Source organism: Streptomyces liliifuscus (genome assembly GCF_016598615.1).
Taxonomy (GTDB): domain Bacteria; phylum Actinomycetota; class Actinomycetes; order Streptomycetales; family Streptomycetaceae; genus Streptomyces; species Streptomyces liliifuscus.
The window spans coordinates 1,149,355-1,163,912 of sequence record NZ_CP066831.1 but is presented as its reverse complement, the minus strand read 5'-3'; the positions used below and the strand labels follow the sequence as shown (position 1 = coordinate 1,163,912).

The window sequence follows — 14,558 nt, the reverse complement described above, 5'->3', positions numbered from 1 at the left end:
GCGTAGTCAATCGCCGAAAACGACACGAGCATGAAGGCCGGTGCGCGAAATACTCTCGGTAACCCCAGAGTACTCCTGCGGCTACGCGTCGATGACGAGTCCCTTCGCCTCGAGTACGGCGGCGAGGTTGCTGACCTCGATGACGCTCTTTCCGGAGCGGTAGGCCGCGATGTAGGCGTCCTCCGCCTCGACCCGTTCCTGCGACTTGCGCACGACGTCCGTCACGTCGTCGCGCCGTACCACCACCACACCGTCGGCGTCGGCGTGCACGACGTCGCCGGGATGGACGATCTCGCCGCCGATCAGCACCGGTTCGGCCATCGGCCCCACGGTCTCCTTGACGGTGCCCTTCATGCACACGCTGTACGAGAAGACGGGGAAGCCGAGTTCGCGGAGTTCCCGGGTGTCCCGGACGCCGGTGTCGGTGACGAGGCCGCCCAGGCCCTTGGCGACACACGCGTTGGCCAGTACGTCGCCGAAGGAGCCCGCCTCGGCGTACTCGCCGGCCGAGACGACGATGACATCACCGGGCTGCGCATGGGCGATGGCGACCTGGAGCATGATGTTGTCGCGGGGAGCGCAGCGCACGGTGAACGCGGGGCCGCACAGCGACATCGCGGGGTCGACCGGCTTGATGGTCGAGTCGAGGGCGCCCAGGCGGCCCTGTGCCTCGTGGATCGTGGCGGCGGAGTACTTGCTCAGCTGCTCGACCAGGTCCGGGTCGGGCCGGTCGAACTTCGTGTTGACGCGGATCATGACGCTCCTTCGGGTCTTCAGGAGGGGCGGGCAGGTCTTCAGGAGGGCGCGGCCGAGGGGTCGGCCGGGGACAGGTCCGCGCAGGCGCGGCCGATGCGCTCGCAGGCCTCGGTGAGTACGTCGGTGGAGGTCGCGAAGGAGATCCGGAAGTAGCCAGGTGATCCGTACGCGGCACCGTGGATGGCCGCCACCTGCTGCGACTCCAGCAGGTAGCGGGCGAAGTCCTCGTCCGAGCCGATCACTTCGCCCGCGGGAGTCGCCTTCCCCAGTACGCCCGTGCAGTTCACGAAGGCGTAGAAGCCGCCGCTGGGCGGAGTGCAGGACAGACCGGGGATGTCCTCGACCAGCTTCACGGTCACATCGCGGCGGCCGCGGTAGACGGCCACACAGTCCCGTACGAAGTCCTGGTCGCCGGTGAGGGCGGCGGCCGCCGCGGCCTGGCTGATCGACGACGGGCAGGACGAGATCTGCGACTGCAGGGTGTTGACGGCCGCGACCAGCCAGGCGGGGCCGGCGCCGTAGCCGATCCGCCAGCCGGTCATCGCGTACGTCTTGGAGACACCGTTGGTGAGGAACACCCGCTCGGTCAGGCGAGGTTCGACGCCGGCGAGGCTGGGGACGCGGCCGGGCTCGTACCAGATCTCGTCGTAGATCTCGTCGGTCAGCACCTGGACGTGCGGGTGGGCGAGCAACACGTCGGCCAGGGCGCGGAGTTCGTCGGCCGTGTACGCGGCTCCCGTGGGGTTGCCCGGGGCGTTGAGGATCACCCAGCGGGTCCGGTCGGTGATCGCCGACTCCAGCCGCCGCGGAGTCAGCTTGAAGCCCTCCGCCTCCGGGCAGGGCACGACGACCGGTGTGCCGTCGTTGGCGAGGACCATGTCGGGATACGACACCCAGTACGGAGCGGGGACGATCACCTCGTCGCCCGTGTCCAGCGATGCCATCAGCGCGAGGAAGATGACCTGCTTCGCCCCTCCGCCCACCGCGATCCGGTCGGCCGAGTAGCTCAGCCCGTGCCGCTGCTCCAGCTTCTGGGCGATGGCTGCCCGCAGTTGGGGGGTGCCGTTGACCGGCGTGTACTTGGTGTCGCCCCGCCGGATCGCCTCGAACGCGGCGGCCTTCACATGTTCGGGGGTGTCGAAGTCGGGCTCGCCGACGGTCAGGTCGAGGATGGCCAGTCCCTGTGCCTTCAGCTCGCGGACGCGCTGGGCGGCCGCGGTGCTCGGCGAGGGCTTGATGCGCTGAACGCGCAGGGCGGTGGCGGCAGTTGTGGACGTCGTCATGTCAGTCGGTCCGCCTCTCGAAGTTCAGGCCACCTGGCACCTGGAACGTCGGCAGGATCTCGATGTGGCCGATGTTCACATGGCGCGGCGAGTCGACGGCGAACTCGATGGCGTCCGCGATGTCCTCCGGCTTGAGCGACTCGTAGCCGTCGTAGAACTGCTTCTGGGCCTCCTCCATGTCGCCGAGAAGCCGTCCGAAGATCTCCGTCTCCACCCGGCCGGGGCAGATCTCGGTCACGCGGATCCGGCGGCCGTAACCGTCGACGCGCAACTGCCGGGAGAGGGTGTGCACGGCCGCCTTGGTGGCGTGGTAGACGGTGTTCCCACCGAAGTTGTAGACGCCGGCGATCGAACTGATGTTGACGATGTGCCCGAGATCGCGCTCGACCATCCCGGGCATGACCAGGCGTACGAGGTGCAGTACGGCCTGGAGGTTGACCGCGATCTGCTCGTCCACGGCGAACTCGTCGGCGGAGAGGATGTTCCCGGTGCGGGAGACCCCGGCGTTGTTGACCAGGACGTCGACCTCGATGCCCCGCAGCATCTCGGTGAGGGCGGCGGTGTCGGTGATGTCGACGGCGTGCGGGGTGCAGCCCGTACGCCGGGCGAGGTCGTCGAGCCGCTCGGCGTTACGGGCGACGGCGTGGACTTCGAGCCCCTGCTTGGCCAGCCGCTCGACGACCACCGCTCCGATTCCGGTCGAGGCTCCTGTCACCAGGGCGGTGTTGTAGTCGGAAAAGGGCATGTGGATGCACTCCTAGAGATCCTGGAGAGAGGTGGGGGGTGATTGAGGGTGGGGGGTTGAGGCGATCGGCCGGGCTACGCGTCGCGCAGCGGCAGGTGTGCCCTGTCCTTGACCCGGGACACGGCGATGAGCGTGCCGAGTGCGGTGACGACCGCGTAGAACGCGGGCATGTTGACGTTGCCCGTCTTGTCGATGAGGTAGGTCATCAGCAGGGGAGCGGTACCGCCGAAGAGGGCGGCCGAGACGTTGTAGCCGAGCCCGTAGGCGGAGTAGCGCACCCGGGTGGGGAAGAGCTCGACGAGCAGGACGTGGATGACACCGGTGTGACCGGCGAAGATGACCGCCATGATGCAGGCGCCGAGGATGGCGAGCGGGACACTGCCGGTGCCGATGAGCAGATAACAGGGAACGCCGGCGACGGCCATGGCGACAGCGGCGCCCGCGAGGACCTTCTTGCGGCCGATGCGGTCGGAGAGGCTGCCCATGTACGGGATGGCGATCGAGATGGCCACCAGACTGGTCGCGGTGACGAGCAGGCCCTGCACCTTGCTGAAGTTGAGCTCGGTGTTCATGAAGGTCGGCATGTAGCTGAACAGGACGTAGTAGCCGGAGCCGTTCATGAGCGGGATGAACAGGGCGAGCAGCATCGCCCGGCGGTGCTCCGCGGAGGAGAAGGCCTCCTTGAGCGGGTTCTTGGACAGGCCGCCCTCTTCCTTGAGGCGGTTGAAGTTGGGTGTGTCGCTGATCCGCTTGCGGATGTAGATGCCGGTGATGCCGAGCGGCACGGCGAGCAGGAACGGGATGCGCCAGCCCCACGACTCCATACGGTCCTGGCCGAGGCCACTGGTCATGGCTGCGGCGATCAGCGTGCCGGTGAGCAGCGAGAGGAACGAGGCGATCTGGGCGTAACTCGTGTAGAGGCCGCGCTTGCCCTCGGGGGCGTGTTCGGCGAGGAAGCTCATGGCGCCGGAGGCCTCGCCGCCGACCGAGAAGCCCTGTGCGACCCGCAGCAGGATCAGCAGGGCGGGGGCCGCGATGCCGATGCTCGCGTACGTCGGCAGGATGCCGATGGCCGCGGTCGCGACGCTGATCAGCATGATGACGAAGACGAGCAACCGCTGACGGCCCATGCGGTCGCCGAGGTGGCCGCAGATGATCGCGCCGAGCGGGCGGAAGAAGAACGAGACGGCGTAGCCGAGGAAGACGAACTGGACGGCGGTCGCGTTGTCCGCGTTCGGGAAGAACACGACGGCCAGGGTGCCCGCCATGAAGCCGAAGATTCCGTTGTCGTAGAGCTCGGCGAAGATGCCCACGCACCCGGCGAGGGTGACTTTTCGCGCGGTTTTCGGATCGACGGTGTTGGGCACCGGCTGAGCGGCCACGGTACTCATGACGTTCTCCTGTCTGCTGGCAGGTTACGGGGAGACGGGGACGGTGCGTGCGGGGCTCGAGGGGATGCGCAGGGCGTCGAAGACGGTGCGCACCCGGTTCTGGAGGGCGTGGACGGCGCTTCGCTGGGAGCGGTGGGCGGCCACCGCCTCGGCGACGGTCCTGCGCCGGAAGCGGACGGTCTGGCCCGGTCCGACCTGGCCGAGCGCGGACAGTCCTGTCGCTGTCACGACGGCCAGTACCGGATAGCCGGCGGTGACGCCGCGGCCGCGGTGCAGGACGAGCAGCTCGTCGCCCGCGGGGACCTCGACGGCTCCCACGGGGACACCGCGCGAGAGCACCTCGCCGGTCGTCACGCGCCGGGGCACGTCACCGGCCATCCGCAGCCCGATGTGGTTGCTCTGCGGGCTCACGGTGAACTCCGACCGGAACAGCCGGTCCGCCGTGTCACCGAACTCGGCGAGGTCGGGGCCGTCGGTCACGTCGATCGTCCACGGCGACGGGATGCGGGTCGTGGGGAAGCGGGGCACCGGTGCTCGCAGCCGGAACAGCGGGATGCGGTACTCCGGGTGGTCGACGGGCGGGCAGTGCTGCCGGAGGCCGAGCTCGTCGCCGTCGCGCAGTCGGTGGCCGAAGCCGAGAATCGTGTCGGGGGCGCAACTGCCTTGCAGGTAAGGGGTGTTCACCGAGCCGAGCACGGCCAGGTAGACCCGGATGCCATGGCGGATGCCGCTGATGAGGATCGTCTCGCCGGACCGTATGGAGAGGGGCTCCCACTGCGGTCGTACGACACCGTCGACGGTCAGGTCGGCGGGTGCGCCGGTCACGGCGACGAGTACGTCGGTCGACGGTGTGCAGCTGAAGTCCAGGGCGGTGATCTCCAGCAGCGGCGCGCCCTCGTCGTTGCCGCAGAGCACGTTGGCGACGCGGGCGGAGTGCTGGTCGAGAGCGCCGTTGACCGGCAGGCCGTGACGGGAGCGCCCGAACCGGCCCAGATCCTGCACGGTCGCCATACCGGCCCGGAGGATGTTCAGGGTGTCAGCCATGCGACACCGCCAGGGAGCGGCCCGCGTGGTCGTCCCACTGCCCGGGAGTGATGGGTACGAAGCGGAAGGTGTCACCGGGCCGGTACGCGGTCAGCGGGTCGGCGTCGAGGTCCTCCAGGACGCGCAGGGGAGTGCGGCCGAGCAGCGGCCAGCCGCCCGGCGACGGCATCGGGCAGATCACGGCCTGCCGCCCGGCCACCGCGACCGAGCCGGGCAGCACTCGGGTGCGGGGCGAGGACAGCCGCGGTACGGGCCGGGGGAACGCCGGGCCGTCCATCATCGGGGCGCCGGCCGGTGCGCCGAGGCAGCGGACGGTGAGGTCCGCGGCGGAGTGCAGCTCCACGACCTCCCGCTCGCTCAGCCCCAACTGGTCGGCGACGACGGGCAGATCGGGGCCGAACTCGCCGCCGTAGACCACCGGGACGACGAAACGCCGGGCCGCGGGCGGCGTCACCGGACCCTCGCCGAGCCGGTCCGCCTCGCGCCGCAGCACCCGTCGTACCGTGTCGTGACCGGTGTCGACGCAGTCGAACTCGACGAGCAGCGAGTCGTAGGTGGGCACGATGCCGTGCACCCCGGCCGGCCGTACCGCGTCGAAGGCGTCGGCCAGCGCGTGCACGACCCGCCAGCCACGCTCGGCGTCCATGCCGACGGCCTTGGCCACGACGGCCGAATCACCGCAGTCCACGATCACGACGCTGCCGCTCGCGATGTCGGCGCTGTCCACGATGCCCGTGCCGCTGTCCATGTCAGGCGGCCCTGCCGTCGAGCACGTCGGCCAGAGCCGTGATCTCGACGTCGGCGGCGAGCAGGTCCTCGCGCACGCGGTGGGCGAGGGAGATCGCGCCCTGGGTGTCGCCGTGCAGCAGCACGGTGTCGCAGTCGACGGGGATGTCACGCCCGCCGACACTGCGTATGACGCCCTCGGTCACCATGCGGATCGTCCGCTCGGCGATCTCCTTCTCCTCGTGGATGACCGCGCCCGGCTCGCTCCTCGGCACCAGCGTGCCGTCGTCGCGATAGGCCCGGTCGGCGATCCCGACGATGCCCACCCGCAGGCCGCGGGCGCGTGCCGCGTCGGCGAGCTCGCCGTCCTGCGCCAGCACGATCAGCGCCGGGTCGAGGGAGGCGACCGCGTCCGCGACGGCCGCCGCGTAGTCGGGCCGGGTCGCCACCAGGTTGCCCAGCCGTCCGTGCGGCGCCACATGCCGTACACGGGTGCCGTGCGACACGGCGAACGCCTGGAGCGCGCCGACCTGGTAGAGCACGTCGGTGCGGACCTCGTCCGGTGTCAGATCCATCGCGCGGCGGCCGAACCCGACGAGATCGGGAAAGCTGGGATGCGCGCCCACGGCCACGCCGCGCCGCACGCAGTGACGGACCGTGGCGTCCATGATCCGCGGATCGCCCGCGTGGAACCCGCAGGCGATGTTCGCCGACGTCAGCACATCGAGGAGGGCCTCGTCGTCGCCCATCGTGTAGGCGCCGAACCCCTCGCCGAGGTCGGCCACGAGATCAACCCTGTGCGTCATGACATCCTCCGGACAGAAGAAGGGAACGGCGGCGCCGCATTGCCGTTCCGGCGCTCTTCGGGCGGGGTATGGGCGCCGCCCGAAAAGAGGAATTAACGGGGCCGATACATTTCCTGCGAGATTCGCGAGCCGTTCGGTCGAGCGACCTCGAAATCGCGTTTCGGTGAACGTAGTCCGAACGCGAGGAGGCGGCAAATACCCGTTGTGCGTGACGTAATCACCGTTGGATATGACGTGGAACACAACACGCCAAGGGCCGTCCGGCGGCCCCGCGCCTACCATGAGGCTCCGCCCCCGCTGGAAGGCCGCACATGGACACCAGGCGTCTCTACTCGTTCGTGAAGATCGTGGATGCCGGGAGCATCACGCGCGCGGCGGACATCCTGCACATCGCCCAGCCCGCGCTCAGCCAGCAGCTCTCGGCGCTGGAGGCCCAGTTCAAGCAGCAGCTGCTGATCCGCAGCAAACGAGGCGTCGCCCCGACCGAAGCGGGCCGCGCGCTGTACCGGCACGCGCAGCTCATCCTGCGCCAGATCGACCTCGCCCACGCGGCGGTCGACATCTCCGGGCGGGCGCCCGCGGGCAGCGTCTCGGTGGGCCTCGCCCCCTACAGCATGGGCGCGGCGCTCGCGCTGCCCCTGCTCAGGAGCGTGCGCGAGCGCTACCCCGACATCCTGCTGCACATCAACGAGAACTTCGGCGGAGTGATCAGCGAGGCGATCATGACCGGCCGGATGGACATGGCGTTCATCTACGGGGCCGGACCGCTGCGGGGCGTGCAGTTCGAACCGTTGCGCACCGAGGACCTGTTCCTGATCGCCGCGCCGGGCGGGTCCGTGCCCTCAGGGGACGGCGATGTCTCCCTCGAAGAGCTGGCCGGCGTCCCGCTGTTGCTGCCCAGCCGCATCCACACCATCAGACAGGTCGTCGACGCCGCGTTCCAGCACGCCTCGCTCGAACCCAGGGTGGTCGGCGAGATCGAGTCGGTCCTGACCCTGATCAGCGCGGTGGGCGCCGACGTCGGGGCGACGGTCCTGCCCTGGTCCGCGGCGCGCGCGACCCTCGACGTACAAAATCTCGTGGTACGCCGGATCGTCAATCCGACGATCACGGTGAAACTGTCCCTGTGCACCTCCGACCATCAGCCGCTGTCGGAACCCGCGCACGCCGTGCACGACCTGTTCCATGAATTGATCACGGAATTCGGTGAGGACGTCGCCTTCGGGGACGCGGCGATGGAGTCTTCGAAGGCGTCGGATTAATGCATCCCGATTTTCGATGACGTCACACAAATCGGCTATTTGTTGCTCCGGAATGTGCTGACTAGCGTCTTCACGAATCGAATCGAACTCAATCGACTTCACTGATTTCGTGAAACGCGGATCAAGCACGGGAGAAACAGATGAAGCAGCGTGTGCTCACCACCCGGGCCGCCCTCCCCGGCGGGGGAATCGCCCGCCTGGCGTCGGACGCCGAGGTCGTGGCGTGGCCGGGGACGAGCAAGCCCGAACCGCGGGATCTGGCGGAACTGGCGAAGGGCGCGAGCGCGATCCTGGCCCTGGGCAACGACCGGGTGGACGCCGCCCTGCTGGACGCTGCCGGGCCCTCGTTGCGGGTCGTCGCGCTGGCCAGCATGGGCTACGACGCGGTCGACCGGGAGGCGGCGGCCGAACGCGGTGTGGTGGTCACCCACACCCCCGGCGTTCTCGCCGAGACCACCGCCGACCTCACCTTCGCGCTCGTCCTCATGGCCCGCAGGCGCCTCGGCGCCGCCCGTGACTCGCTGGCCGCCGGTCAGTGGGGTCTGTTCCGGATGGACGACTACCTGGGCCTGGACGTGCACGGCGCCACGCTCGGTCTGATCGGCTACGGCCAGATCGGCCGGGCCGTGGCGCGACGGTCCCAGGGCTTCGGGATGCGGGTCCTGCACCACGACCCGTACGCACCCGACGACGCCCTCTCCACATCGGTGGACCTGCCCACGCTGCTCGCCGAGGCCGACGTCGTATCACTGCACGTCCCCCTCACCCCGCAGACGCGTCACCTCATCGGCGCCGCCGAACTGGCAGCCATGAAGCCCACAGCCACCCTCGTCAGCACCTCGCGCGGTGGTGTCGTGGACGAGGACGCACTGCTGCGGGCGCTGCGCGACGGGAGCATCCACTCGGCGGGCCTGGACGTCTTCGAGCGCGAACCCATGGGTCAGGAACTCTCCCCGCTGGTCGCCGAGCCCCATGCGGTCACGCTTCCGCACATCGGTTCCGCCACCGAGGCCACGCGGGCCGCGATGGTGGACCTCGCCGTGGACAACATCCAGGACGTACTCGCCGGAGGCCCGGCACGCACACCGATCCCGGGCGGCGCGGCCATGCCGGGACAGGACAGGGCCCCGCGCCCGGTGGGTGGGCGCGGGGCCAGGTGACGTGCGTGGGCCGGAGCCGCGGCCCGCGAGCGGGTCAGAGCGCGGCGGCGGCGCTGTGCAGGTTCTTGGCCGCCAGGGCGAGTCCCTCGGTCTGGGAGTAGGCCGCGTCCTCGTGCTCGATGTTGACGGCCATGTCCGGGTCGATCTCCGCGAGGGCACGCAGGAACTCGGTCCAGTAGGGGACGTCGTTGCCGTTGCCGACGGCGACGAACTTCCACGCCGGGTTCTCGGGCCAGGCGTTGCACCAGAAGCCGTAGCCGGTGGGCACCTTGCCGGGCGCGTCGGCGGGCACACGGGTGAAGGAGGTGTCCAGGACGCCTCGGATGTCGGCGCCCGGGCACAGGGTCGCGTCCTTCGCGGCGGCGTGGAACACCAGCGGGCCCAGCCACTTGATGGAGGCGACGATGTCCATGCCCTGCCACATCAGGTGGGAGGGGTCCATCTCCGCGCCGACGTTCGTCAGGCCGCCCGCGTCGACGAGCCGCTTCAAGGTGACGGGGGAGAAGACCACGTTGTGCGGGTGCATCTCGATGGCGACCCGGACGTCGTTCTCCCGGGCCAGCGCGTCGATCTCCTTCCAGAACTCGACGGCCACACCCCACTGGTAGTCCAGGACGTCCATGTACACGCCGTCCCACGGGTTCACGACCCAGGACGGGTACTTGGCGTCGGGGTCGGAGCCCGGGGTGCCGGACATGGTGACGACGTGCCTGACGCCGAGCAGGCCGGCGAGGCGGATGGTGCGGCGCAGATCGTCGGCGTGCTTGGGGCCGACGCCGGGCAGCGGGTTGAGCGGGTTGCCGTTGCAGTTGAGGCCGGTCAGTTCCAGCCCGCGCTCGGCGAAGGTGGCCAGGTACTCCTCGCGGGCGGTGGCCGAGGACAGCAGCAGGTCGACGGGGCAGTGCGGGGAGGGGATGAAGCCACCGGTGTTGACCTCGACCGAGGTCAGCCCGTTCTCCTTGAGGATGTCGAGGGCTTCGGTGAGGGTCCGGTCGTGCAGGCAGGCGGTGTAGGCGCCGAGCTTGAGGGCCATGGGGGTGTCTTCCTTCTCTGCGGGCTCTACGAGGGGGTCAGGCGGCGGGCGGAACGGTCACGGAGGCACCGCCGTTCCGGGAGGATTCGACGACGGCGCGGATGATTTCCATGGTCCGCAGCGCGTCGGCGAAGGTGGCGCAGGCAGGCAGCGGCTCGGCGGCACCCGCGACCTGGTCGAGGAAGGCGCGGGCCTGGTAGGTGAAGTTGTCGGCGTTGCTGGCGCCAACGCCCGGTGCCTCCATCGGGACCCCGCCCGCGAAGTACGGCATCTGCGGACCGGCGATGATCTGCCGGGCGCCACGCGTACGGGCCTGGGGCTGGGCGTCGTCGAAGAGGTACTCGGCGGGCCGGTGCTGGTCGAAGGCGGCCCGGCCGCCCAGGCCCAGGACGTCGAAGGCGAGCCCGTTGGGCAGACCGAAGCCGGTGCGCGTGACCGAGAAGGTGCCCACCAGTCCGGACTCGAAGCGGGCAGTGAAGGACGCGGTGTCCTCGTTCTCGACCTCGCCGACCTCGTCGGAGACGGGCGCGGCGTTGTGGCCGACGACCGCACCGAGCGGCAGGGGCCGCTTGGGGATCTGCGTGGAGAGCGAGGCGCCGGAGACCGAGACGATGGGGCCGGCGACGTACTCGGCGACGTCGATGACGTGCGAGCCGACGTCACCGAGCGCACCGGAACCGGGGCCGCCCTTGAACCGCCAGGTCAGCGGGCCCTTCGGGTCGGTCGCGTAGTCGCACCAGTACCGGCCGCTGAACAGCGAGAGATCGCCCAGCTCGGCGCGCCGGACATGCTCGCGGATCGCCGCGATGCCCGGGGAACGCCGGAAGGTATAGCCGACGGCGGTCACGACCTCGGCGGTGCGCTCCAACTCGGCCATCGCACGGGCGTCCTCCAGCGACCCGGCCAGCGGCTTCTCGCACAGCACGTGCTTGCCCGCGGCGACCAGCGCCTCCGCGATGCGGCGGTGCAGGGCGTTGCCCACGACGATGCTCACCGCGTCGATGGTCGAGTCCTCGACGACGGCCTCCCAGCTCGGGAGGGCCTTCTCGTACCCGTAGCGGCGGGCGGCGTCCTCGGCGAGTTCGGTGTTGGCATCGGCGATCGCGGCCAGGCGGACCGGCGGCAGGCCGGCGCCGAAGACCGTGTTGACGTTGCGGTAGCCGGCGGCATGGCTGCGGCCGGCCATGCCGGCTCCGATCACCGCGACGGAGATGGGTTCGGCGGACCTGGTCATGGCGGGACCTTTCGAAAGGAAGGGACGTGTCAGCAGGAACGGATGTGTCAGCGGGAACGGATGTGTCAGACGGCGGGGACGGGTCAAAGGGAGGGCGTGGTCAGGTGGCGTACTGTCGGCGGAAGTGGCTCTCGATGGCTTCCATCGAGCGGCCCCGCGTCTCGGGAACATTGCGCACGTAGTACGCGATCGTGGCGGCGTTGATCGCGGCGAAGATCAGGAACGTGGCCCCGCCGATCGCGTCGATCAGCGGCGGGAACACCAGCGTGACCACGAAGTTGGCCATCCAGGTGCCGAAGACGGCCGTGCCCATCGCGAAGCCGCGCAGGCGGAGCGGGAAGATCTCCGAGAGCATCAGCCAGAACACCGTTGCGATGCAGCCCTGCATGAACAGCAGGAAGGTCAGCATGGACGCCAGCACCAGACAGCTGCGGACGGCCGACTCGGGCAGGGCCAGGAAGCAGAAGGCGATCAGTACCAGTGAGACGGTGACGCCGACCTGCCCGGTCAGCAGCATGGGGCGCCGGCCGAACCGGCCGAGCAGCCACATCCCGGTCGAGACCGCGAGCACCGCCACGACACCGTTGGCGATGGTGGCAGTGAGTGCGGCCTGTGTGCCGAGGCCGGTGTCCAGCAGGATCGTCGGCGCGAAGTACATGATCGAGTTGACCCCGGTGAGCTGGGTCAGGGCGGCCAGCCCGAACCCGAACGTCACGACGCGCCGCACCCAGGGCGTGCCCAGGTCGCGCCGGCCGGCCCGCGGTTCATGGGCATCGGCGGTGACCCGGCGCTTGATCTCGGCGAACTCCGCTTCGACGGCTTCCTCGTCGCGTATCCGACGCAGGGTGCCGGCGGCGTCCTCGAACCGGCCGCGGGAGGCCAGCCAGCGGGGCGACTCGGGAACGAACAGCATCCCGAACCACAGCAGTACGGCCGGAATCGTGGCGATCGCGAGCATCCAGCGCCACACACCGCCCTCGCCCACGGTGTTGGCCATGACCGCGTTCGACGTGTAGGCCAGCAACTGGCCGGTCACGATCATCAGTTCGTTCTGGGTCACGAGACGGCCGCGGTGCTCGGCCGGGGCCAGCTCGGCGATGAACACCGGCACCGTGGCGGACGCGCCGCCCACGGCGAGCCCGAGCAGCACCCGGAACAGCACCATCACCGTGACGTCGGGAGCGAGCGCAGTTCCCAGTGCGCCGATGAAGAACAGCACCGCCAGTCCGAGGATCGTCCGCTTGCGCCCGTAGCGGTCGCAGAGACGGCCCCCGAACAGGGCCCCGAAGGCCGCGCCGAGCACGAGCGACGACGCGACGACCCCTTCGGTCAGCGGGCTGAGACCCAGCCCGCCGTCCTCGGGCGCACGGGCCATGAAGGGAAGCGCGCCGGAGATGACACCGGTGTCGTAGCCGAAGAGAAGTCCACCGAAGGTGGCGATGACGGTGATGGTCCGTAGCCGCCGGTAGACCCGGCGGGAGTCGTTGTCCGCGTTGGTGGTGCTTGGTGTGGGGGCCTCGGTCGCGTCGTCCCTGACGTCCATGGCCACCTCCTGGCAGTTGTTGTGGGGGAGCCGTGCTCCTGCGGGCAGGGCGAACCGTCAGCTGGATGTGGGGAAGTTGAAGCCGGCGGTCACCTGCTGTGCGGGCTGCGGCCAGCGGGTGGTGACGACCTTGGGCCGGGTGTAGAAGCGGATGCCCTCGGGACCGTGGATGGGGGAGTCCCCGATGAGGGAGTCCTTCCAGCCGCCGAAGGAGTAGTACGACATCGGCACGGGCACCGGCACGTTGACGCCGATCATCCCGACCTTGACGTTGCGCTGGAAGCGGCGCGCTGCCTCGCCGGAGCCGGTGAACAAGGCGGTGCCGTTGCCGTACGGGTTTGCGTTGATGACGCCTATCGCCTCGTCGAGGGTGTCCACGCGGACGACGGCGAGGACCGGTCCGAACAGCTCCTCCTTGTAGGCGTCCATCTCGGTCGTGACGTGGTCGAGGAGGGACGGCCCGGTGAAGAAGCCGTCCTCGTGGCCGTCGACCTTGAGGCCACGGCCGTCGACGATCACGGCGGCACCCTGTCCGTCGGCGACACCGACGGCGTTCTCCACGCGCTCCTGGGCGGCCTTGGTGACCAGCGGGCCCATCTCCGTGCCCGCGGCGTCCCCCGGACCGACCTTCACCTCGCGCGCCTTGCGCTCCAGGATCTCGACGAGACCGTCGGCCGCGTCACCGACCGCGACGGCGACCGACACCGCCATGCAGCGCTCACCGGCGGATCCGTACGCGCCCGCCGTGATGTGGTTCGCTGCGAACTTTAGGTCGGCATCGGGCAGGACGACGGCGTGGTTCTTGGCCCCGCCGAGCGCTTGGACGCGCTTGCCGTGCGAAGTGGCCGTCTCGTGGACGTACCTGGCGATCGGCGTCGAACCGACGAAGGAGACGGCCTCGATGCCGGAGTGGGTGAGGATCGCGTCGACCGCTTCCTTGCCGCCGTGCACGACGTTGAAGACGCCGTCGGGCAGTTCGGCCCGCTTGTAGAGCTCGGCGACGAAGTTCGCGGCGGAGGGGTCGCGCTCACTGGGCTTGAGGATGAAGGTGTTGCCGGTCGCGATGGCTATCGGGTGCATCCAAAGAGGCACCATGGCGGGGAAGTTGAAGGGTGTGATGCCCGCGACGACCCCCAGCGGCTGGCGGAAGTTGTGCACGTCCACACCGCGCGACACCTGGTCGGAGAACGACCCCTTCAGAACGTCGCCGAGTCCGCACGCGAACTCCACGACCTCCCGGCCGCGCGTGATCTCGCCACGCGCGTCGTCGACCGTCTTGCCGTGCTCGGCGGAGATGATCCGGCCCAGCTCCTCCTCGTGCTCCACAAGGAGCTGCCGGAAGGCGAACATCACCTGCGTGCGCTGGGTGAGCGACGACTCGGACCAGGTCTCGAAGGCGGCGGTGGCGGCCGCGACGGCCGTGTCCACGTCGACGGCCGAGGCCAGGGCGACCCGGGCCTGTTCCTGACCGGTGGCCGGGTTGAACACGGGGGCCGTCTCCGGGCTGGTCCCGGCGGCGGGGGAGCCGTTGATCCAGTGCTCGATGGTCTTCACGGTGCGGGTTTCCTTTGCGGG

The 14,558-nt window shown here is 69.7% G+C and carries 13 protein-coding genes; 2 read left to right on the top strand and 11 right to left on the bottom strand.

Annotation, left to right across the window (positions count from 1 at the left end; genetic code table 11):
* Positions 1–81: 81 nt before the first annotated feature.
* The 7 genes from JEQ17_RS05025 to JEQ17_RS04995 all read right to left on the bottom strand — a co-directional run bounded on the left by JEQ17_RS05025 (position 82) and on the right by JEQ17_RS04995 (position 6,751).
* Positions 82–756 carry a 4-carboxy-4-hydroxy-2-oxoadipate aldolase/oxaloacetate decarboxylase gene (locus tag JEQ17_RS05025; protein ID WP_200394063.1) on the bottom strand — a complete coding sequence of 225 codons (675 nt, stop codon included), beginning with the start codon at positions 754–756 and terminating at the stop codon, positions 82–84.
* 38 nt (positions 757–794) lie between these two features.
* Positions 795–2,039, bottom strand: coding sequence for an aspartate transaminase (locus JEQ17_RS05020; RefSeq protein WP_200394062.1), 1,245 nt, complete (start codon positions 2,037–2,039; stop codon positions 795–797).
* Between the two features lies 1 nt (position 2,040).
* Complete coding sequence (locus JEQ17_RS05015) at positions 2,041–2,784, bottom strand: SDR family oxidoreductase (RefSeq protein WP_200394061.1); 744 nt, start codon at positions 2,782–2,784, stop codon at positions 2,041–2,043.
* 74 nt (positions 2,785–2,858) lie between these two features.
* The gene (locus JEQ17_RS05010; RefSeq protein WP_200394060.1) at positions 2,859–4,175 is read right to left on the bottom strand and encodes an MFS transporter; all 1,317 of its coding nucleotides are present in this window, start codon (positions 4,173–4,175) and stop codon (positions 2,859–2,861) included.
* A gap of 24 nt (positions 4,176–4,199) precedes the next feature.
* Positions 4,200–5,219, bottom strand: coding sequence for a 5-oxoprolinase subunit C family protein (locus JEQ17_RS05005; RefSeq protein ID WP_200394059.1), 1,020 nt, complete (start codon positions 5,217–5,219; stop codon positions 4,200–4,202).
* Positions 5,212–5,967, bottom strand: coding sequence for a 5-oxoprolinase subunit B family protein (locus tag JEQ17_RS05000; protein WP_200394058.1), 756 nt, complete (start codon positions 5,965–5,967; stop codon positions 5,212–5,214). Before JEQ17_RS05000 ends, JEQ17_RS05005 begins: the two co-directional genes overlap by 8 nt.
* Position 5,968: 1 nt before the next feature.
* Positions 5,969–6,751, bottom strand: a complete 783-nt coding sequence (locus JEQ17_RS04995) for a LamB/YcsF family protein (RefSeq protein ID WP_200394057.1) — start codon at positions 6,749–6,751, stop codon at positions 5,969–5,971.
* 311 nt (positions 6,752–7,062) lie between these two features.
* Here JEQ17_RS04995 and nac point away from each other — a divergent pair, with 311 nt between their 5' ends.
* Both nac and JEQ17_RS04985 read left to right on the top strand, forming a co-directional pair.
* Positions 7,063–8,013, top strand: a complete 951-nt coding sequence (gene nac / locus JEQ17_RS04990; RefSeq protein ID WP_200394056.1) for a nitrogen assimilation transcriptional regulator NAC — start codon at positions 7,063–7,065, stop codon at positions 8,011–8,013.
* A gap of 140 nt (positions 8,014–8,153) precedes the next feature.
* Positions 8,154–9,173 (top strand): 2-hydroxyacid dehydrogenase, encoded by a 1,020-nt coding sequence (locus tag JEQ17_RS04985; protein WP_200394055.1) that lies wholly within the window; start codon positions 8,154–8,156, stop codon positions 9,171–9,173.
* Positions 9,174–9,207: 34 nt separating this feature from the next.
* On the opposite strand, the gene JEQ17_RS04980 is transcribed toward JEQ17_RS04985, so the two are convergent.
* The 4 genes from JEQ17_RS04980 to JEQ17_RS04965 form a co-directional block, all read right to left on the bottom strand.
* Positions 9,208–10,206 carry a sugar phosphate isomerase/epimerase family protein gene (locus JEQ17_RS04980; RefSeq protein WP_200394054.1) on the bottom strand — a complete coding sequence of 333 codons (999 nt, stop codon included), beginning with the start codon at positions 10,204–10,206 and terminating at the stop codon, positions 9,208–9,210.
* A gap of 37 nt (positions 10,207–10,243) precedes the next feature.
* A complete protein-coding gene (locus JEQ17_RS04975; RefSeq protein ID WP_200394053.1) occupies positions 10,244–11,440 on the bottom strand; it encodes a Gfo/Idh/MocA family protein in 1,197 nt (398 codons plus the stop codon).
* 100 nt (positions 11,441–11,540) lie between these two features.
* Positions 11,541–12,983 (bottom strand): sugar porter family MFS transporter, encoded by a 1,443-nt coding sequence (locus tag JEQ17_RS04970; RefSeq protein ID WP_200394052.1) that lies wholly within the window; start codon positions 12,981–12,983, stop codon positions 11,541–11,543.
* Between the two features lie 57 nt (positions 12,984–13,040).
* On the bottom strand, positions 13,041–14,537 hold the full coding sequence (locus tag JEQ17_RS04965) for a CoA-acylating methylmalonate-semialdehyde dehydrogenase (protein ID WP_200394051.1): 1,497 nt from the start codon (positions 14,535–14,537) through the stop codon (positions 13,041–13,043).
* Positions 14,538–14,558: the final 21 nt, after the last annotated feature.